This window comes from Cryobacterium sp. PH31-AA6 (genome assembly GCF_030063195.1).
In the GTDB taxonomy this organism is placed as follows: Bacteria; Actinomycetota; Actinomycetes; order Actinomycetales; family Microbacteriaceae; genus Cryobacterium.
Genome location: NZ_JASISS010000028.1, coordinates 21,064 through 40,425 on the forward strand (window position 1 = coordinate 21,064; position 19,362 = coordinate 40,425).

At 68.4% G+C, this 19,362-nt stretch carries 17 protein-coding genes and 1 tRNA gene; 14 read left to right on the forward strand and 4 right to left on the reverse strand.

The genetic code is table 11. From position 1 onward, the window contains the following. Positions 1-25 precede the first annotated feature (25 nt). From QMG61_RS14950 to QMG61_RS14980, 7 genes are all read left to right on the forward strand, one after another. On the forward strand, positions 26-220 hold the full coding sequence (locus QMG61_RS14950; protein WP_283495126.1) for a hypothetical protein: 195 nt from the start codon (positions 26-28) through the stop codon (positions 218-220). A 14-nt stretch (positions 221-234) separates the two neighbouring features. Next, positions 235-828 carry a nicotinate-nucleotide adenylyltransferase gene (gene nadD / locus QMG61_RS14955; protein WP_283495127.1) on the forward strand — a complete coding sequence of 198 codons (594 nt, stop codon included), beginning with the start codon at positions 235-237 and terminating at the stop codon, positions 826-828. A gap of 203 nt (positions 829-1,031) precedes the next feature. Beyond that, a complete protein-coding gene (locus QMG61_RS14960) occupies positions 1,032-1,820 on the forward strand; it encodes a hypothetical protein (RefSeq protein ID WP_283495128.1) in 789 nt (262 codons plus the stop codon). Positions 1,821-1,860: 40 nt separating this feature from the next. Beyond that, positions 1,861-2,238: a ribosome silencing factor gene (gene rsfS, locus QMG61_RS14965; protein WP_283495129.1), complete on the forward strand. Its 378-nt coding sequence runs from the start codon at positions 1,861-1,863 to the stop codon at positions 2,236-2,238. A gap of 72 nt (positions 2,239-2,310) precedes the next feature. After that, positions 2,311-2,386, forward strand: a tRNA-Ala gene (locus QMG61_RS14970). A 152-nt stretch (positions 2,387-2,538) separates the two neighbouring features. Continuing rightward, positions 2,539-3,891 (forward strand): phosphoribosyltransferase family protein, encoded by a 1,353-nt coding sequence (locus tag QMG61_RS14975; RefSeq protein ID WP_283495130.1) that lies wholly within the window; start codon positions 2,539-2,541, stop codon positions 3,889-3,891. Positions 3,892-3,984: 93 nt separating this feature from the next. Beyond that, positions 3,985-4,389: a YchJ family protein gene (locus QMG61_RS14980; protein WP_283495131.1), complete on the forward strand. Its 405-nt coding sequence runs from the start codon at positions 3,985-3,987 to the stop codon at positions 4,387-4,389. A 55-nt stretch (positions 4,390-4,444) separates the two neighbouring features. On the opposite strand, the gene QMG61_RS14985 is transcribed toward QMG61_RS14980, so the two are convergent. The 3 genes from QMG61_RS14985 to QMG61_RS14995 form a co-directional block, all read right to left on the reverse strand. Further along, on the reverse strand, positions 4,445-5,098 hold the full coding sequence (locus QMG61_RS14985) for an anaerobic ribonucleoside-triphosphate reductase activating protein (RefSeq protein WP_283495132.1): 654 nt from the start codon (positions 5,096-5,098) through the stop codon (positions 4,445-4,447). Further along, complete coding sequence (locus QMG61_RS14990; protein ID WP_283495133.1) at positions 5,095-7,191, reverse strand: ribonucleoside triphosphate reductase; 2,097 nt, start codon at positions 7,189-7,191, stop codon at positions 5,095-5,097. Before QMG61_RS14990 ends, QMG61_RS14985 begins: the two co-directional genes overlap by 4 nt. A gap of 656 nt (positions 7,192-7,847) precedes the next feature. After that, complete coding sequence (locus tag QMG61_RS14995; protein ID WP_283495134.1) at positions 7,848-8,474, reverse strand: NUDIX hydrolase; 627 nt, start codon at positions 8,472-8,474, stop codon at positions 7,848-7,850. An 86-nt stretch (positions 8,475-8,560) separates the two neighbouring features. On the opposite strand from QMG61_RS14995, the gene QMG61_RS15000 reads away from it, so the two are divergent. Next, positions 8,561-9,532 carry an NAD(P)-dependent alcohol dehydrogenase gene (locus QMG61_RS15000; protein WP_283495135.1) on the forward strand — a complete coding sequence of 324 codons (972 nt, stop codon included), beginning with the start codon at positions 8,561-8,563 and terminating at the stop codon, positions 9,530-9,532. Positions 9,533-9,570: 38 nt separating this feature from the next. On the opposite strand, the gene QMG61_RS15005 is transcribed toward QMG61_RS15000, so the two are convergent. Continuing rightward, positions 9,571-10,404, reverse strand: a complete 834-nt coding sequence (locus QMG61_RS15005; protein ID WP_283495136.1) for a class I SAM-dependent methyltransferase — start codon at positions 10,402-10,404, stop codon at positions 9,571-9,573. Positions 10,405-10,615: 211 nt separating this feature from the next. Between QMG61_RS15005 and QMG61_RS15010 the strand changes: the two genes are divergently transcribed. The 6 genes from QMG61_RS15010 to QMG61_RS15035 all read left to right on the forward strand — a co-directional run bounded on the left by QMG61_RS15010 (position 10,616) and on the right by QMG61_RS15035 (position 19,324). Then, positions 10,616-11,650, forward strand: coding sequence for an LLM class flavin-dependent oxidoreductase (locus QMG61_RS15010; RefSeq protein ID WP_283495137.1), 1,035 nt, complete (start codon positions 10,616-10,618; stop codon positions 11,648-11,650). A gap of 117 nt (positions 11,651-11,767) precedes the next feature. Beyond that, a complete protein-coding gene (glgX, locus tag QMG61_RS15015; protein WP_283495138.1) occupies positions 11,768-14,065 on the forward strand; it encodes a glycogen debranching protein GlgX in 2,298 nt (765 codons plus the stop codon). Next, a complete protein-coding gene (gene treY / locus QMG61_RS15020) occupies positions 14,062-16,422 on the forward strand; it encodes a malto-oligosyltrehalose synthase (protein ID WP_283495139.1) in 2,361 nt (786 codons plus the stop codon). Before glgX ends, treY begins: the two co-directional genes overlap by 4 nt. Further along, complete coding sequence (treZ, locus tag QMG61_RS15025) at positions 16,412-18,256, forward strand: malto-oligosyltrehalose trehalohydrolase (RefSeq protein WP_283495140.1); 1,845 nt, start codon at positions 16,412-16,414, stop codon at positions 18,254-18,256. The genes treY and treZ overlap by 11 nt, the downstream gene beginning before the upstream one ends. Further along, positions 18,253-18,792: a hypothetical protein gene (locus QMG61_RS15030; protein ID WP_283495141.1), complete on the forward strand. Its 540-nt coding sequence runs from the start codon at positions 18,253-18,255 to the stop codon at positions 18,790-18,792. Before treZ ends, QMG61_RS15030 begins: the two co-directional genes overlap by 4 nt. After that, positions 18,785-19,324, forward strand: coding sequence for a hypothetical protein (locus QMG61_RS15035; protein ID WP_283495142.1), 540 nt, complete (start codon positions 18,785-18,787; stop codon positions 19,322-19,324). The genes QMG61_RS15030 and QMG61_RS15035 overlap by 8 nt, the downstream gene beginning before the upstream one ends. Positions 19,325-19,362 lie beyond the last annotated feature (38 nt).

Here is a 19,362-nt window from a genome sequence, read left to right on the forward strand (position 1 = left end):
TGAACCACCCCTGAATGGAGAACCCATGTCGTTCCTGAACGTAGTGCTCGCGCAGGTCGAACACGCTCTGCCCATGCCGACGTTCGTCTACGGCCTGATCGCGCTCGTGATCTTCGCCGCGCTCGGCGTCGTCGTCTGGTCCTACCGTGACGTGGCAAACCGCCACCAGACCAAGGCTCAGGCATACGCCGACGCGCACGGCGCGCACGGCGACCACTAGGGATCCTCGTTCCGATGCCACCGCGCCGCCCGAGAATCGGAGTGATGGGCGGCACCTTTGACCCGATCCACCACGGGCACCTCGTCGCGGCCAGCGAAGTCGCGCAGAGCTTCGACCTCGACGAGGTCGTTTTCGTGCCTACCGGGCAGCCATGGCAGAAACAGGATGTCACGGAGAGCGAGCACCGCTACCTGATGACGGTGATCGCCACGGCCTCGAACCCGCGGTTCACGGTGAGCCGGGTCGACATCGATCGCACCGGGCCGACCTACACGATCGACACCCTCCGCGACCTGCACGCCCAGCGTCCGGATGCCGAACTCTTCTTCATCACCGGGGCGGACGCGATCCGGCAGATCCTGGACTGGAAGGACGTTCAGGAGCTCTGGAACCTCGCCCATTTCGTGGCTGTGAGTCGTCCGGGACACGAGCTCAGCGTTTCGGGATTACCCAACCAGGACGTAAGCTTGTTGGAGGTTCCGGCTTTGTCTATTTCGTCCACAGACTGCCGGGCACGTGTGAACCGGGGCTTCCCGGTCTGGTATCTGGTCCCCGATGGGGTAGTCCAGTACATCTCAAAGCATCATCTGTATCGGAGTGTGGCATGACGTTGGGTAATGACCCACAGCCACTGACGCGGCGACAAGCCCGCGAGTTGGCTCAGGGGCACGAGCCTGCCTCGGCGGACCAGCAGCATTCGTCGACCCACGTTCCCACGCACTCCTCCGCCAGCGCTCCGGCGCAGGCCGAAACTCCGCCAGCGACACCGGCTCCAGCGACACCGGCTCCAGCGGCACCGGAGAAGCCCGCCGTGGCATCCGTGTTCGCGCCGCCCGTGACGAAGTCCGGCTGGGCCGCCGCCGTGAGCGCCCCGCGCCAGCCCGGCGCCGAACGAACCGTCCCCGACCGAACGCTCACCCGCCGTGAACTGCGCGCCCTGATGCTGGCCGAGGGCCACGATGCCGAGTCGGGGCATGACGAGCACGCTGCAGACCAGCCTCCCGCCGTGAGGGCGAACCCGCCCGTTCCCGTCGAGTTCCTCGTCGAAGCCAAGTCTTCCGTCTCCTCGACCAGGCCCCGCCCCGGACTTCTCCACCCGCCGGTCGGCCACTGGTCCCTCGATCGTGACGAGGATGAGAGCATCCTCCCCGGTGAGCTCCGGGTGGAACCCTTCGACCAGCTCATGTCCCGCGGCATCGGAGCCGGCGGAATCCCGACGACCACGAACGCGCTGATCCTCCCGTCGATCCCGCACCAGGGAACGACCTCAGGGCCGTTGACCAGCACGGGCGAGATCATGATCACCGGTTCGATCGACCTGCCGCGCAGCCTGGGCTCCACCGGTGCTCACCCGAACCTGATCGACTCCGCCGAGATGGACCGCATGCTCGACCAGCTCGACGAGAGCGGTCACCACAGCGACGTCGCCCCCGTCAGCGCGAGCCGCGCCGTCAGCACCCACGCCTCGACCAGGGGCGTCATGGCGCCGCCGCCCAAGCGCGGCGTTACCCTGCCCACCATCCTGACCATCATCGTCGGCGCGCTGGCCCTCGGTGTTGTGGGCCTCTTCGTCGCCGGCTACGTCTTCAAAGTTTTCTAATGCCATCTCATTCGCTTTCACTAACTCAGGGATTCAATCGATGACCGCTTCTGCCCATGCTCTCGAGCTCCTCAAGCTGGCCGCTGCCGCCGCAGACTCGAAAGCGGGGGAAGACCTCGTCGCAATCGATGTCTCCAACCCGCTTCCGCTCGCCGACGTCTTCCTGATCGTCACCGGGCGCTCCGAGCGCAACGTCGTCGCGATCGCCGGCGAGATCGAAGACAAGCTCACCGAGGCCGGTCACAAGCCGCTGCGTCGTGAGGGTCGGGCCGCGGGCCGGTGGATCCTCGTCGACTTCGGAGACCTCGTCGTCCACGTATTCCACGAAGAGGAACGCGTCTACTACTCCCTCGAACGACTGTGGAAGGATTGCCCGGTCATTCCGATCGAGCTGCCGGCCCACAAGGTCCAGGAGTAGCAGTGGTACTCAACCGGGCTCGGGATGTAGTAGCCTAGAGAAGTTGTTTCGGGGGAATCCGAAACACAATCTGGGTCCGTGGCGCAGCTGGTAGCGCACCTGCATGGCATGCAGGGGGTCAGGGGTTCGAATCCCCTCGGATCCACCAGGCAAGACAGTTCGACAAGAAAGACCCGCTCACCGAGCGGGTCTTTTTTTGTGCGCCGACAATCTCCGGCCAGGACCTGTCGTCGAGCCCGGGTCGGGGGGATGATGTGCAGAAGCACCCGATAGCTGTGCAGGATCCGGAGGTTTCGAACGATGGTGGTATTCGCCGATCGTGGTGATGCGGGTCGACAACTCGCCGAACGCCTGCTCCCTTTGCGTGGCCGGGACGTGGTTGTGCTCGGTCTGCCGCGTGGTGGTGTGCCCGTGGCGTTCCAGGTCGCCGAGGCCCTCCACGCCCCCCTCGACGTGATCGTTGTGCGCAAACTCGGCGTGCCGTACCAGCCCGAACTCGCGATGGGGGCCATCGGCGAGGGCGGAGCCCGTGTCCTCAACACCGAGGTGCGTGCACTGACCGGCGTCACCGACGAGGAACTCGAGACCGTGGAGCGGCGGGAACGGTCGCTGCTGGCCGAACGGGTGGCGGACCTGAGGATGGGTAGGGAGCGGCTCGACCTGGCCGGACGAACGGTCGTCATCGTCGACGACGGCATCGCAACGGGGTCGACGGCACGGGTGGCCTGTGAGGTGGCTCGCCACCTCGGGGCGACCACCGTGATCATGGCGGTTCCGGTCATGCCGGCGGAGACCGACGGAAGCTTTCTCGGGGCCGATGAGGTCGTCAGTGTCCTGGCGCCGGAGCATCTGGTCGCCGTGGGAAATCACTACCGCGACTTCTCGGCGACCAGCGACGAGGAGGTCATCGTGCTGCTGGATACGGCGGCCCGGCGAATGCGCAACGGCAGGGTCGTTGCCGACAGCCTTGATCGAGACGTGGAGATCCCCGCAGACGGCGTGCTCCTGGAGGGCCATTTGCGCCTGCCGAAGGGCGCCACCGGAATCGTGGTTTTCGCCCACGGCAGCGGCAGCAGCCGGCACAGCCCTCGGAACCAGTTCGTCGCGGAAATGCTCCTCCGCGTCGGGCTCGGCACCCTGCTCCTGGACCTGCTCACCGCCGAAGAGGAGCCGAACCGCACCAACGTCTTCGACATCGAACTGCTGGCGCACCGGCTCACCGCCGCCACGACCTGGCTGCGCAGGCGCCCCGAGACGGCGGGGTGCCGGATCGGTTATTTCGGAGCGAGCACGGGCGCCGGTGCGGCGCTGTGGGCCGCCGCCGAACCGGGCAGCGACATCGCGGCCGTCGTGTCCCGCGGCGGACGTCCCGACCTCGCCGCGGCCCGGCTGCCGCAGGTATCGTCCCCGACCCTGCTGATCGTGGGCGGAGCCGACGCCGCCGTGCTCGAACTCAACCGGCAGGCCCAGGCCCGACTGCGCTGTCGAACGCGGCTGACCGTCGTCGACGGAGCCACCCACCTGTTCGAGGAGCCGGGGACCCTGGCGATCGCGGCCAACCTGGCCGGCGATTGGTTCACCCACTACCTCCTGCTGGAAGCGGAGGAGAACCCGCCGGACGGCCTGGTACCCCCGAAGGCGGAGTCACCCTGAACCGGGCCGGCCGCCGGCCGGTGCAGAACTGATCAGCCTGGGATGCCGACACCCGGTTGTGAAGGCCGAACGCTCCTGGCCGATAATGGGACTGTGCCGACCATCGAGACGAAGATCGCCCGCCCGGAGCGCTGCCCGTGCCAGAGCGGCGAGCGCTATCTCGACTGCTGCGGCCCGCTGCACAGCGGGGAGGCGGTGGCGCCCACCGCCGAACGCCTGATGCGATCCCGATACAGCGCGTTCGCGGTCGGCGACACCGGCTACCTGCTCTCGACCTGGCATCCGAGCACCAGGCCCCGCGAATTCAAGCTCGACGCCGGCCTCGTGTGGACACGCCTCGACATCGAACGGACCCTTCGCGGGGGTCCATTCGACACCGAAGGAATTGTCGAATTCACGGCGCAGTGCCGCAGTGACGGCACCCGCAGCACGCAACACGAGGTGAGCCGGTTCGTGCGGGTGGACCGCCGCTGGCTCTACCTGGACGCCTCGGGCTGACGAGCAGGCCAAGCGGGCCCAGGAGGCTGACCGGGCCGACCGGCGGTAGCCCGACTCAGGCGAGGTACGCGGCCAGCCGTTCCGCGAATTCGGGTCGGGCGCCCTCCATACGAACCGTCTGGATCACGTGTTCGCGCACGCCGAGATCGCTGAGGATGCCCGTGAGTCCGGCAACGTCGTCGTCCGACATGATCATCGGATCAACCGTCGTGCGCACCTGCAGGTCGACGGGGGAGTCCAGTGCGACCCGGAGGCAGGCGAAGGCCTTGGCCGCCGCGGACTGCACGCCGGTCACCGCACCGTAGAGATTCTCCGGCGCCTTGATGTCGAGACCGACCCAGTCGCAGAGCGGGAGCACCTCGGCGAACCGCTTCGGGTACGGCCCCGCGGTGTGCATGCCGACCCCGAAGCCCAGGGCCTTGACTTCGTGCATCGCCGCGGCGAGTCCGGGCTGCCGGGTCGGCTCACCGCCAGAGAAGACGACGCCGTCGAGCAGCCCGTGGCGTTTTTCAAGGAGTTCACGCACCTGCTGCCAGGAAACCGTTCCCGGCGTGCGCGGGTCGAGCAGCTCGGGGTTGTGGCAGTAGGTGCAGGCCAGGGGGCAACCCTGGAGGAACACCGTTGCCACGAGCTTGCCCGGCCAGTCACAGGTGGACAGGCTGACCAGCCCCGCGATCTGCAGGTCGTCCGCGCACGCCGGGGTCGTCATCGGGCCATCGCGGCTTCGACGAAGTGGGTGCGCTCGGCGTGTTCGCCCTTCTTGCCGATGTTGAACGAACTGACCGGACGGAAGTAGCCCATCACCCGGGTCCAGACCTCACACGGACCGCCACACGTCGTGCAGGTCGGGTGCTCGCCGGCCAGGTAGCCGTGGTCGGGGCAGATCGAGAACGTCGGCGTGACCGTGATGTACGGCAGCCGGTGCGTCGACAGGGACCGCTTGACCAGCTCGCGGCAGGCCGCGGCCGTCGAGAGCTTCTCCGACATGTACAGGTGGAGCACCGTGCCGCCGGTGTACTTGGTCTGCAGCTCGTCCTGACGGTCGAGCGCGTCGAACGGGTCGTCGGTGAAGCCCACCGGCAGCTGAGACGAGTTCGTGTAGAACGGGTTCGCCACGGTTCCGGCCTGCAGGATCGACGGGAAACGCTTCTTGTCTTCCTTGGCGAACCGGTAGGTGGTGCCCTCGGCGGGCGTGGCCTCCAGGTTGTACATGTTCCCGGTGGCCTCCTGGAACTCGATCATGCGCGTGCGCACGTGATCGAGCAGGCGGACGGCGATCGCGTGGCCCTCCTCGGAGGTGATGTCGTGGGCGTCGTCGGTGAGGTTGCGGATCATCTCGTTGATTCCGTTGACGCCGATGGTGGAGAAGTGGTTGCGGAGGCCCGCGCCGAGGTAACGCTTCGTGTAGGGGAAGAGACCCTCGACGATCAGCTTGTCGATGACCGTGCGCTTGAGCTCGAGGGAATCCTTGGCCAGGTCGAGCAGGCGGTCCAGGTCGGAGAGGAGCGCGGCCTCGTCGCCGCGGTGCACGAAGCCCAGGCGGGCGCAGTTGATGGTGACGACGCCGAGGGATCCGGTCTGCTCTGCGGAGCCGAAGAGCCCGTTTCCGCGCTTGAGCAGCTCACGCATGTCGAGTTGCAGACGGCAGCACATCGAGCGGATCTGGTTCGGCTTGAGTTCGGAGTTGATGAAGTTCTGGAAGTACGGCGTGCCGTATTTCGCGGTCATCTCGAACAGCCGGTCGGCGTTCTCCGACTCCCAGTCGAAATCCTCGGTGATGTTGTAGGTGGGGATCGGGAAGGTGAACACCCGGCCGCTGGCATCCCCGGCCGTCATCACGTCGATGTAGGCCCGGTTGATCACGGCCATCTCCTCGGCGAGGTCACCGTAGGCGAAGGACTGCTCCACGCCGCCGATGACCGGCACCTGCTCGCGCAGGTCTTCCGGGCAGACCCAGTCGAAGGTGAGGTTGGTGAAGGGGGTCTGGGTGCCCCAGCGGGAGGGCACGTTGAGGTTGTAGATGAGCTCCTGGATGCCCTGGCGCACCTCGGAGTAGCTGAGCTTGTCGATGCGCACGAACGGCGCCATGTAGGTGTCGAAGGAGCTGAACGCCTGGGCTCCGGCCCACTCGTTCTGCATGGTGCCGAGGAAGTTGACGATCTGGCCGATCGCGGAGGAGAAGTGCTTCGGGGGAGTCGATTCGACCTTGTCGGGAACGCCGTTGAGGCCTTCCTCGAGCAGCACCCGTAGGGACCAGCCGGCGCAGTAGCCGGCGAGCATGTCGAGGTCGTGGATGTGCAGTTCACCCTCGCGGTGCGCCCTGCCGATCTCGGGCGAATAGACGTTGGACAGCCAGTAGTTGGCGACGACCTTGCCGGCCGTATTGAGGATGAGCCCGCCGAGGGAGTAGCCCTGGTTCGCGTTCGCGTTCACGCGCCAGTCGGAGCGGTCCAGGTATTCGTTGATCGAGGTGCTCACGTCGACGGTGGTGCGGGTGACGTCGCGGTCCCTGGCGTGCTGGTCCCGGTAGGCGATGTATGCCCGGGCGGTGGCGGCATAATTCTTGGACAGCAGGGTCTGCTCCACGAGGTCCTGCACCTGCTCGACGGTCGGATACGCCCGGCCCAGGTCGGCCAGCGCCACGACGACGGTGTTCGTGACCAGGTCGGCGTCGTCGCCGACCATCTCTCCCGACGCGGTTCCGGCGCTGGTGATGGCGGTCCGGATGCGTTGGGCATCGAAGGGGGCCGTCGCGCCGGTGCGCTTGATGATGCCTAAGGGAGAGCTGGTTTGTGCTGTCATTCGAGGAGATCCTTGGTTTGTGGCCGCCATCCGGATGAGTCGGGCCGTTGAATCACCACCCTACGCCTGGGCACCACATGTAGTGGTCAGGTCGCGATGCGCTCCCGCATATAGTGTTTCGCCCAATACTTAGTGCCCAATGTTTTCGCGCCATCCCGCGGTCTTCAATCCGGAAAATGTGGTCAGACCACATTGCCCGCCCGCGCGTGTCGTGCCACCCCACCGCGCCGCGCCGCGCCGCGCCCCGCCCCGTGCGCCTCGCGGCCCGCGTTCTGGAAGCGGGCGCGCCGAGCACCACGCGCCGCGTTCCGGAACGCGCGCCGCGACGATGGGCACAGGCGCGGCGGCGCGGTCACGAGAGGCGCGCGCGGCGCGGCGGTGCGGACGGATGCCGTGGGGCGGGCCGCCTAGAGGAGGCGGGCGTCCAGCTCGGCGACGTGACGAAGCCGGCGTTCGTGCTCGGCGTCGAAGGCATCCTGACCGCTGGCCTTCGCGATGAAGCCCGGATGATCCGAGTAGTGCGCCCAGCGGTCCAGATCGGCCCGTGCTGCGGCGATCTCCTTCGGCGTCGGTGCGGAGGCATCAGGCTGCCTGGGTCGATTATCGCCTGATTGGTCGCCGGCGTGGTTATCCCGCGCCCGTGCCGAATGCGCAATTCAGGCCGATGGATGTCCCCGCGTACCGGTGCGAGCGGCCTGACCGGCGACCCGGGCCAGTTCGTCCAGCACTCCGTGCAGCCGGAGTGCGAAGTCCGGCGGGACCGTGGCGGGGAGCGCCACGATGGGCCACCAGGCCACGTCGTCGCTCTCGTCGCTGACGGCCGGAACGGCGTCCGGTGCCACGACGGCCGCGAACCCGACGTCCCAGTGCACGCCGCACCGGCCGAAGCCTCCGCCCAGGGAATGCCGGTCCAGGTCGACGATGGCTCCGCCGGATAGCGGGCTCAGCTCGTCGATTCCGCACTCTTCGCGGGCCTCGCGGAACGCGGCCGAGGCGACCGAGTCGTCCGCCGCCTCGATGTGACCGCCGAGTTGCACCCAGAAACGCCCCTTCCGGTGGAAACAGAGCAGTACCCGCGTCAGGTCGGGGCTGAAAACGAAGCAGCTCGCGGTGAGATGCTCCGGCCCGCCGTTTCTGTCCAGGGCGGTTCGCGGAGAGCCGGCGACGAGGTCCCGGTATTCGGCGCGGAGCGTCTGGTGCCGAACGGAGCGCGGTGTCCACGCCTCGAGCGCGTTCACGAAGTCCGTCGCGGGCGAGGGAGAGTTCGCCGGGGTCTGGGGCATCGCCTCAGGATAGCCGCGGAGACACCGGCCGACCGGGCGAGTCGCGCCGCCTTCCGGATTTCGCCCGGGTTCGTTAGGGTCCAGAGATGAGAGCAGCGGTGCACACACGCTACGGCCCGCCCGATGTGGTCCGGATTGAGAACGTGGAAAGGCCGGCGGTCACCGACGACGGTGTGCTGGTGCGGGTGCACGCGACAACGGTGAATCGCACGGATTGCGCCTACCGGGCGGCCCGGCCGTTCTTCATGCGACTCTTCACCGGGTTGGTCCGGCCGAGTGTGACCATCCTCGGCAACGAGTTCGCGGGGGTGGTCGACGCCGTCGGCGGCGCCGTCACGACGTTCGCCGTCGGTGACCGGGTGTTCGGATACACCGAGGGCCCCTTCGGAGCCCACGCGGACTATCTGGCGATGCCCGAGACCGGCTCCATCGCGACAATGGCCGAGAATTCCACGTTCGCGGAGGCCGCGGCGAGCACCGAGGGCTCGCACTACGCCCTGGCGCAGATTCGGGCGGCGAAGATCGGGGCCGGGCAGGCCGTGCTCGTCTACGGCGCGACCGGGGCGATCGGCTCCGCGGCCGTGCAATTGGCCAAGGGTCTCGGCGCCACTGTGACGGCTGTCTGCGGGACCGCCGATCTGGAGCTGGTCAGGGGGCTGGGCGCCGACCGGGGCGTTGACTACACGGCGGAGGACTTCACCCGGGACACCGACCGCTACGACGTCGTCCTGGATGCCGTCGGCAAGAGTTCGTTCGGCCGGTGCCGGCCGCTCCTCAAGCCGGGCGGAATCTACCTGTCGACGGAGCTCGGCGCCGGGGCCCAGAACCCCTTCCTCGCCCTCGTCGGCTCGGTCCGCGGCGGCACCAGGGTGATGTTCCCGATCCCCAGGCACGACCAGGCGATGATCGTCTACCTCAGGGGGCTGATCGAAGCCGGAACCTTCACCCCGGTCATCGATCGCAGTTACCCGCTCGACCGCATTGTCGACGCCTATCGCTACGTGGAAACGGGCCAGAAGACGGGCAACGTCGTCATCAGCCTCGACCAGCAGAACTGACCCAGACGAGCCTCGCCGGCCCCTGACCGCCGCCCTCGCTAACCGGCCGCGGTTCCGCGGCCGAAGACGGCCACCAGAGGGTGTTCAACGCTTTCTCCGCCGGCTCCGGTCAGGGTCTCCTCCAACTCGGCGAGGATGGCGGCCGTGGCCTCCGGGTCCATGGTGGCGATCTCGGGACCGAAGGGGGTCCCCGCGATTCCGCGGGCCTCGTCGTGAAGTGTCGGCCAGCGCACGGCGAGGTGTTCCAGAGTCGCGGCGACCTGCGCGAACCCGCCGTCCGTCAACGCCTCGGCGACCTGCCCGGTGGTCATGGAGAGTGTCCCGCCGGCCATCGCCCGCGCGAACGGCGAGTCGGGCAGGTGCCGGCGAACGACGGCGGCATAGCTGTCGAACGGCTCCAATCGTTCACCGAGCGCCCAGACCGCGACGAAAACGGTACCGCCCGGGCGGAGGACGCGCCTCATCTCACGAGCCACCGCGACGCGATCGGGCATAAAAGGAAGCCCCTGGTGGCAGAGCACGACGTCGACGGATGCATCGGGCAGCGCGATCGCCGCGGCCGAGCACTCCAGGGCGTCGATCGGCGCTGCTGCCTGATCGGGTTCTGCGACCAGGTCCGCCGCCAGCGCCGCGAGCATGGCCCGGCTGATGTCGCTGGCGATGACCCGCCCGCCGACACCGACGACCGAAGCAGCGGCACGCGCCACGGCCCCGGTTCCGGCGGCCACGTCGAGCACGGTCTGTCCGGGCACGAGACCGGCGTAGGAAACCAGGCGCCTGGCCCACGGGTCGAACAGTACCGGCTGGAGGTAGCGGCGATAGTGCTCGGCCACGCGCGCCGGTTCGAACAAACTCCGGTCCGGATCCACCATGATCTGCACTCCCTCACGCCCGGCGCCGATTGCTGTGCCGCAGCACCGGAGAGAATAGACCCGGGGAAGGGCGGGCGGAAGATGCCCGCCCCGCACCACCAGCACTCATGAACCCGTAACAAGTCAGGGTTCACCGCCGGAATACGGCGGGCACCGACACGGTTCCCCTGTTGAATGCATTTGCATGCAAATTGACTGAGGGAAGACGACGATGGCGCAGAAGATCGAATTGGGACTGGACACCTTCGGAGACGTGACCTTCGACGCGGCGGGGGCGCTGCTTCCGCAGCCGCAGGTGCTGCGGAACGTGGTCGCCGAGGCTGTGCTCGCCGACCAGGTCGGACTGAACTTCTTCGGAATCGGCGAACACCACCGCACCGACTTCGCGGTGTCGGCCCCCGAGGTCGTCCTGGCCGCGATCGCGGGGCAGACCCGCGACATCCGGCTCGGCTCAGCGGTCACGGTGCTCAGCTCGGATGACCCGGTGCGGGTTTTCCAGCGCTTTTCCACCCTGGACGCCGTGTCGAACGGGCGCGCCGAGGTCATCCTCGGTCGCGGCTCCTTCACCGAGTCCTTCCCGCTCTTCGGCCTGGAGCTCGACCAGTACGAGCTCCTGTTCGAGGAGAAGCTCAACCTCTTCACCGAGCTCCTCAAGGAGGAACCCGTAACCTGGGCCGGGGAAACGCGGGGCGCCCTGAACCACCAGAGCGTGTATCCGCCCACCGAATCCGGTTCGCTTCGTACCTGGATCGGTGTCGGCGGCAGCCCGCAGTCGGTCGTGCGCGCCGCACACTACGGGCTGCCGCTCATGCTGGCCGTCATCGGTGGCTCGCCGCTCGCGTTCGAGCCGCTGGTCGACCTGTACCACCGCGCCCTCGCCCAGTTCGAGAAGCCGACCCAGCCGATCGGGGAGCACTCGCCGGGTTACGTGGCGGCGACGGATGCCCAGGCGCGTGAGGAGATGTGGCCGCACTACGCCGCCATGCAGGAGCGGATCGGGCGTGAGCGAGGCTGGGGGCCAGTCAGCCGGGAGCGCTTCGAGCACGACGCCGGCCCGGACGGTGCACTCTTCGTCGGTTCGCCCGAGACCGTCGCAACCAAGATCGCCGCCGTGGTGACGGGCCTCGGACTGTCGCGCTTCGACCTCAAATACAGCCTCGGTACGCTGGCCCACGAGAAATTGATGACCAGTATCGAGCTCTATGGCACCAGAGTCGCCCCGCTCGTGCGTGAAAAACTGACCTGATTCGGACCCGCTGAGGGGTCGGGCGACGCGCCGCGCGGCGGGAGACGGTAGCGTACTGATGTGCCCAGCCGCCGCCGCCGGGCACACTGAATCGATCCGAAAAACCTGAGGAGTCCCTTGGAAACCTGGCCTGGAACTGCTTACCCACTTGGCGCAACCTATGACGGCAGCGGAACAAATTTCGCGCTCTTCAGCGAGGCCGCCACGAAGGTGGAACTCTGCCTCTTCGACGATGAGGGCGGCGAGACGCGCATCGATGTCATCGAGTCCAGCGCGTTCATCTGGCATTGTTTCCTCCCGCTCGTGCAGCCCGGCCAGCTTTACGGCTACCGCGTGCACGGCGAGTACGACCCGGCGAACGGGCAACGGGCCAATCCCAACAAGTTGCTGCTTGACCCGTACGCGAAGGCCACCTCCGGCACCATCGACTGGGACCCGTCGCTGTTCTCCTACAACTTCGGCGACCCCGACTCCACCAACGATGACGACTCCGCGTCGCACATGATGCTCGGCGTCGTCATCAACCCGTTCTTCGACTGGGTCGGCGACCGGCCCCTGCGCACGCCGTACAGCGAATCGCTGATCTACGAGGCCCACGTCAAGGGGCTCACCAAGTTGCAGGAGCTCGTGCCCGAGTCACAGCGCGGCACCTACGCGGGCGTGGCGCATCCGTCGGTCATCGACCACCTGCAGAAGCTCGGGGTCACCGCGATCGAACTCATGCCGGTGCACCAGTTCGTCAACGACGGCACGCTCGAGGAGAAGGGCCTGCGCAATTACTGGGGCTACAACACGATCGGCTTCTTCTCGCCGCACAACGACTACTCGTCGACGGGGGACCGCGGCCAGCAGGTGCAGGAGTTCAAGGGAATGGTGCGTGGCCTGCACGACGCGGGCATCGAGGTCATCCTCGACGTGGTCTACAACCACACGGCGGAGGGCAACCACCTGGGGCCGACGATCTCGTTCAAGGGCATCGACAATCAGGCCTACTACCGCCTGATGGACGACGACAAGCGCTACTACATGGACTACACCGGCACCGGAAACACCCTCAACGTCCGGCACCCGCACTCCCTGCAGCTGATCATGGACTCGCTGCGGTACTGGGTGACCGAGATGCACGTCGACGGCTTCCGGTTCGACCTCGCCTCGGCCCTCGCCCGCGACCTCTACGACGTCGACAAGCTCTCCACCTTCTTCGAACTCGTGCAGCAGGATCCGATCGTGTCCCAGGTGAAGCTCATCGCCGAGCCGTGGGATGTCGGCCCCGGCGGCTACCAGGTCGGCAATTTCCCGGCCCAGTGGACGGAATGGAACGGCAAGTATCGGGACACCGTGCGCGACTTCTGGCGCGGCGAGCCGTCGACGCTGGGTGAGTTCGCCTCCCGCATCTCCGGGTCCGCCGACCTGTACGAGCACTCCGGCCGGCGGCCGGTGGCGTCGATCAACTTCGTCACCGCGCACGACGGGTTCACCCTCTCCGACCTCGTCTCCTATAACGAGAAGCGCAACGACGCCAACGGCGAGGACAACAACGACGGCGAATCCCACAACCGTTCCTGGAACATGGGGGCCGAAGGCCCGACGGAGGACCCCGAAATCCGGTCCCTGCGGGCCCGGCAGCACCGCAACTTCCTCGCAACCATGCTCCTGTCGCAGGGTGTGCCGATGATCCTGCACGGCGACGAGCTCGGCCGCACCCAGCTGGGCAACAACAACACCTACGCCCAGGACAACGAGTTGAGCTGGGTGCACTGGGATGACGCGGACCACCCGCTGATCGAGTTCACCGCGGCCGTGTCCCGCCTGCGAAAGGATCACCCGACGTTCCGCCGCAGCCGGTTCTTCGACGGGCACCCGGGCAAGCGCGCCGAGGGCGACCCGCTGCCCGACATCGTCTGGCTCAACGGCGACGGCAAGGAAATGCAGTCGCAGGACTGGGACGAGAACCGGGCTCGCACCGTGGGCATGTTCCTCAACGGAATCGGGATCCGGGAGCGGAATTCCCGCGGTGAGGACGTCACCGACGTCAACTTCCTCCTCATCTTCAACGCCGATCCCGACGACGTGGCCTTCACCCTTCCCTCTGCGGAGTACGCACCCGCCTGGGAGATCGTCGTCGACACAGCGGGGAAGGGCGCCGACGCGCTGCCGCACGCGGCCGGGGCGGTGCAGACCGTGACGTCACGCTCGCTGGTGGTGCTGCGCGCCTACCAGCCGCCGGAATCCGTGCCGGACCACTCCGTCGCAGCCTCCCTCGCTGCCCTGGCCGGCACGATGAGCACGACCGAGGCCCGCCCGGATATCGTGCCACCGACCCCGGAGGTCGTGGAACCCGAAGTCGCCGATCAGCCGACGAAGCCGGTGAAGAAAGCACGCAAGCCGCGCACCAGGCCGGAGGGCGCGGCATGAGGCTCCCCCTCTCGACCTACCGCCTCCAGATCACGGCGGGCTTCGACCTGGTTGCCGCCGCCGGAGTCCTCGACTACGTCACGGCACTGGGCGCCGACTGGCTCTATCTTTCCCCGTTGCTCACGGCCGAGGAGGGCTCCGACCACGGCTACGACGTGGTCGACCATTCCACCGTCGACCCGGTTCGCGGCGGGCCGGAGGGTCTCCTTCGACTCGCGACCGCGGCGAAGGACGCGGGCCGGGGGATCCTCGTCGACATCGTTCCCAACCACGTCGGTGTCGCCACCCCCCGGCACAACGCGTGGTGGTGGGACCTGCTCGCGGGTGGCCGGGGCTCACGGTTCGCGGAAGCATTCGACGTGGACTGGGCGGCCGGCGACGGCCGCATCCTGCTCCCCGTACTCGGCGACGGCGACGATGAGCTCGAGCGCCTCCAGGTCGTCGGCGACGAACTCCACTACTTCGACAACCGGTTTCCGCTCGCCCCGGGCAGCGCCGACGACGGGGCCGATGCCAGGGCGGTGCACTCCCGTCAGCACTACGAGCTGGTCAACTGGCGTCGCGCCGACACCGATCTGAACTACCGGCGATTCTTCGCCGTCAACAGCCTGGCCGGAATCCGGGTGGAAGTGCCCTGGGTGTTCGAGGAATCGCACCGGGAGATCGTGCGCTGGGTGCGCGACGGACTCGTGCACGGGCTCCGGGTCGACCACCCCGATGGCCTGGCCGACCCGGGCGGCTACCTTGACGCGCTGCGCGCGGCCACCGGGGGAGCCTACGTGCTGGTCGAAAAGATCCTCGAGGGCGACGAACAGCTGCCGGCGAGCTGGGCGACCAGGGGGACCACCGGCTATGACGCCCTGGGCGACCTCGACCGGGTCCTCGTCGACCCGGCCGGGCAAGGCGCCCTCGAGTCCCTCGAGGCCCGCCTCCAGGGCGAGGCCGGGCGCCTCCAGACCGGCGCCGACACCGTCGACTGGGAGGAGCTGGTGCACGTCAACAAGCGCACCATCGCCGACGAGACCCTGCAGGCCGAGGTGCGGCGGCTGGCCCGGCTGGTCCCGCAGATCAACGACCCGGGCGACGCGATCGCCGAACTGCTCGCCTGCTTCCCCGTCTACCGTTCCTACCTCCCCGTCGGGATCGACCGGTTGCAGAGCGCCGCACGGCGTGCCGTCTCGCGGCGCCCCGACCTGGAACCGACCATCGACCTGCTCCTGCCCGTGCTGTCCGACCCGCAGCATCCTGCCGCCGTGCGGTTCCAGCAGACGTCGGGGATGGTGATGGCCAAGGGAGTCGAAGACACCGCCTACTACCGGTACGGCAGGCTGACCTCGCTCAACGAGGTCGGCGCCGACCCATCGGAGTTCGCGCTCGACCCGGCCGAGTTCCACCGCCGCCAGCAACTCCGCCAGGCCACAATGCCGGATTCCATGACCACGCTCTCCACTCACGACACCAAACGTGGCGAAGACGTGCGCGCCAGGATCACCGTGCTCGCGGAGGTCCCGCACGAGTGGGAGGCAACCCTCGACTCGCTCCGCGCTGCCGCCCCGCTCGGCGACGCACCGTTCGAGAACCTGCTCTGGCAGGCCGTGATCGGGGCCTGGCCGGCCAGCCCGGAACGCCTCGCCGCCTACGCGGAGAAGGCCGCCAGGGAGGCAGGGACATCCACGACCTGGACCGACCAGAACACGGCCTTCGAAACGGCCCTGCGCGACCTGGCCGCCGCGACAGCCGGCAACGACACGGTGGCCGGAACGATCGCGGGGTTCGTCGATCGGGTACGGCAGGCCGGGTGGAGCAACTCCCTCTCGGCCAAGCTCGTGCAGCTCACCACCTCCGGTGTCCCCGACGTCTATCAGGGCAGCGAACTCTGGGAGACCTCCCTGGTCGACCCCGACAACCGCCGCCCCGTCGACTACGGGATCCGGCGCGAGTACCTGGCCCGGATCGACGACGGATGGCTGCCCGCGGTCGACGAGACCGGCGCCGCGAAGCTCCTGGTCACCACGCGTGCCCTGCGGGTGCGTCGCGACGAGCCGGGCCGGTTCTTCCGTTACGCACCGGTGCCGTCGTTCGGTGCCCGCGCCGGGCACGTGATCGCCTTCGACCGCGGCGGGGCCGTCACGGTCGCGACCCGGCTTCCGCTCGGCCTGGCCGATGCCGGCGGGTGGGCGGACACGACCATCGTGCTCGCCGGGCGTCCGGTCGTCGACCTCCTGACCGGCATCCGTTTCGAGGGTGGGACGCTCCGGCTGGCCGAGCTTCTGGCCCGTTACCCCGTGGCGCTGCTCGTGCCCGCCGATGACACCGACCAGCGTGAAGCGACGAGAGGCGGCCGACATGCCCAGTGAGTCCATCCAGGGGAGCGGGGACGCCAGGGCCGACGACTCGTTCGCCGTCTGGGCGCCCTCCGCCGGCGCGGTCGGCCTGGTGCTGAACGAGCGGACCGTGCCGATGACGCGGGCGGAGGACGGCTGGTGGCGGGCGTCGCGCCCGGTGGCCTCCGGCCCACTGGACTACGGTTTCCTGGTCGACGGTGAGGGGCCCTTCCCCGACCCTCGATCGCGGCACCAGCCGAACGGCGTGCACGGGCTGTCTCGAACCGTGGCTTCCCGCGACGACTCGGGAACGGACGGCGACCGCACGGACGGCGGCTGGACCGGACGCCAACTGGCGGGCAGCACCATCTACGAACTTCACCTGGGCACCTTCACCCCGGAGGGAACACTCGATGCCGCGGCCGGGAAGCTCGCCCACCTGGCATCGATCGGTGTCGACTTCATCGAGCTGCTGCCCGTGAACGCGTTCAACGGCAGTCACAACTGGGGCTATGACGGGGTGCTGTGGTACGCCGTGCACGAGGGCTACGGCGGTCCGGACGCCTACCGGCGCTTCGTCGACGCCTGCCACCGGGCCGGCATCGGGGTCATCCAGGACGTCGTCTACAACCACCTCGGCCCGAGCGGAAACTATCTGGGCAAATTCGGCCCGTACCTGAGCGACGCCGCCGGGGCCTGGGGGTCATCCCTCAACCTGGACGGACCGCACTCGGACGAGGTGCGCCGCTACATCATCGACAACGCGCTGATGTGGCTCGACGACTACCAGGTCGACGGTCTGCGTCTGGATGCCGTGCACGCCCTGCACGACGAGCGAGCCACCCACCTGCTCGAGGAGCTGGCCATCGAGGTCGACGCCCTCGGCGCGCACGTCGGTCGGCCGCTCAGCCTGATCGCCGAATCCGATCTGAACGATCCGCGCCTGATCACCGAGCGGGCGGCCGGGGGGTACGGTCTGACCGGGCAGTGGAGCGACGACTTCCACCACGCGGTGCACGTGGCCCTGACCGGGGAGATCACGGGCTACTACGCCGACTTCGAACCGCTCGACGCCCTGGCCAAGGTGCTCACCCACGGCTTCTTCCATGACGGCACCTTCTCGACCTTCCGGGCCCGCACGCACGGCCGCCGGATCGACACCGAACGGATGCCGGCCTGGCGCCTCGTCGTCGCCAGCCAGAACCACGACCAGATCGGCAACCGCGCCGTCGGCGACCGGTTGAGCGCGCAGCTGGACTCCGGGCAGCTCGCCATCGCCGCGACCCTCACCCTGCTCGGCCCGTTCACGCCGATGCTGTTCATGGGGGAGGAATGGGGCGCCCGCACCCCCTGGCAGTTCTTCACCTCGCATCCGGAGCCCGAGCTCGGCGAGGCCACCGCGACGGGCCGGATCAGCGAATTCGCGCGAATGGGGTGGGACCCCGCCGCGGTGCCTGACCCCCAGGACCCGGAAACGTTCACCCGGTCCAGGCTCGACTGGGCCGAACCCAGCCGACCGGAGCACGCCCGGCTGCTCGCCTTCTACCAGCACCTCGCGGTCCTGCGCCGAAGCATCCCGGCATTCACCGACCCCAGGTTCGCCCACGTCGAGGTGGCATTCGACGACCGGGAACGGTGGCTCAGCCTGCGACGCAGCGACACGGAGATCCTATTGAACCTCGGCGACGAGCCTCGCCGGATTGCCACGTCGGGGGGCCGCCTTGCGGCGTCATTCGCCGCAACGGGAGACGCCGTCCTCGCCCGGGACTCCGAGGTTCTGACCCTGGCCGCGCACGCCGTCGTCGTCTTCCTCGATCGCACCGGGAGCGCGGCCCCGCGCCTCGTGCGGGACCCGGCATCGAGATGAGATTCTTCCTGGCGGAATCCACCCGGGCCGCCCTGATACGACTGGCGGAGCTGGCCGAGCCGACCCCGGCCGGCGCCGTGCCTCCGCTCGAACGGCTGCGTGCCATCCGTCGCCTCATCCACGAGCTCGAGGCCGACCCGGCGACCCTGGCCGGCGTGCGGGACTCGCTGGACGCGGGCGCGGGCTGGGACGAGGTTGCCGACGCCGCCCTGTTGAAGCCTGCGGCGGCCCGGTGGCGATGGAGCGGGACCGACGAGGAGATCGCGGCCAGAGCGGCGGCCGGCCGCAAGCGGGCCGCCCGGCCCAGCAGCGTGCCGACGGAGCTGCCCGGGTTGTCCGTCGCGCAGGCTGCGGCGACACTGGGAGTGACTGCCCAGGCCATCTACCTGAAGGTGAGCCGGGGCAAGCTGGCCAGCCGCACCGCCCAGCTGCCGGACGGACGCTCCTACAAGCGGGTCTTCCTCGACGGAGTGGTCCCGACCGACAGCAAGACCGACGCCTACCGCCTCACGGAAGAGGGAACAACCGATGACTGATCTGCCCACGAACCCCGACGATCGAACCGAGGTCATGCCCGCATTCACCGGCGCCCAACCGACACCGGCCGCCGCGGGGGCACCGGCACCGACACCGACACCGGCCGCCCCGGCGCCACCGGACGTCCGGGCCGCCTCGCATGGCCCCGCCCGGGCGGGCGCCGTGCAGCGAACGGCCCTCGTCGTTCTGGCCGGGATCGGCGCCCTGATGCTGGCGTTCATCGTGATGATCCTGGTCGGCGTGACCGGCGAGAGCATCAACGCTCTCGCCGTGTTTGCGACCCCGATCGCGTCGATGGTCGCCGCCTACTACGGAATCACACTGAGCATCCAGCAGGTGCGGAACGAACGCGCCGAGAAGGAGAAGGCGATCGCCCGAGCGGATGCCGCGGATGCCGCCAGCCGGGAAACCGAGGTCTGGTCCGCCCAAATGGAGTCGGGGCTCAGGGTGGCGATGGCCAAACTCGTGGGCGCCGGCATCCGCACCGACGAGGTCACGAAAGCCGCGGGCACCCCGGAAGGCTTCTTCTAACAAACCCCGCCCCCTAACCCCACCTCCTCCCTCCCCGC

Excerpts from the sequence above, each read along its gene's own strand:
- rsfS (WP_283495129.1), top strand. The coding sequence starts at position 1,861 with ATGACCGCTTCTGCCCATGCTCTCGAGCTCCTCAAGCTGGCCGCTGCC.
- QMG61_RS14995 (WP_283495134.1), bottom strand. The coding sequence starts at position 8,474 with ATGCCCCAGACCCCGGCGAACTCTCCCTCGCCCGCGACGGACTTCGTG.
- QMG61_RS14985 (WP_283495132.1), bottom strand. The coding sequence starts at position 5,098 with ATGACGACCCCGGCGTGCGCGGACGACCTGCAGATCGCGGGGCTGGTC.
- QMG61_RS15030 (WP_283495141.1), top strand. The coding sequence starts at position 18,253 with ATGAGATTCTTCCTGGCGGAATCCACCCGGGCCGCCCTGATACGACTG.
- QMG61_RS15005 (WP_283495136.1), bottom strand. The coding sequence starts at position 10,404 with ATGGTGGATCCGGACCGGAGTTTGTTCGAACCGGCGCGCGTGGCCGAG.
- QMG61_RS15000 (WP_283495135.1), top strand. The coding sequence starts at position 8,561 with ATGAGAGCAGCGGTGCACACACGCTACGGCCCGCCCGATGTGGTCCGG.
- treY (WP_283495139.1), top strand. The coding sequence starts at position 14,062 with ATGAGGCTCCCCCTCTCGACCTACCGCCTCCAGATCACGGCGGGCTTC.
- QMG61_RS14990 (WP_283495133.1), bottom strand. The coding sequence starts at position 7,191 with ATGACAGCACAAACCAGCTCTCCCTTAGGCATCATCAAGCGCACCGGC.
- QMG61_RS14975 (WP_283495130.1), top strand. The coding sequence starts at position 2,539 with ATGGTGGTATTCGCCGATCGTGGTGATGCGGGTCGACAACTCGCCGAA.
- QMG61_RS15010 (WP_283495137.1), top strand. The coding sequence starts at position 10,616 with ATGGCGCAGAAGATCGAATTGGGACTGGACACCTTCGGAGACGTGACC.
- nadD (WP_283495127.1), top strand. The coding sequence starts at position 235 with ATGCCACCGCGCCGCCCGAGAATCGGAGTGATGGGCGGCACCTTTGAC.
- QMG61_RS15035 (WP_283495142.1), top strand. The coding sequence starts at position 18,785 with ATGACTGATCTGCCCACGAACCCCGACGATCGAACCGAGGTCATGCCC.
- treZ (WP_283495140.1), top strand. The coding sequence starts at position 16,412 with ATGCCCAGTGAGTCCATCCAGGGGAGCGGGGACGCCAGGGCCGACGAC.
- QMG61_RS14950 (WP_283495126.1), top strand. The coding sequence starts at position 26 with ATGTCGTTCCTGAACGTAGTGCTCGCGCAGGTCGAACACGCTCTGCCC.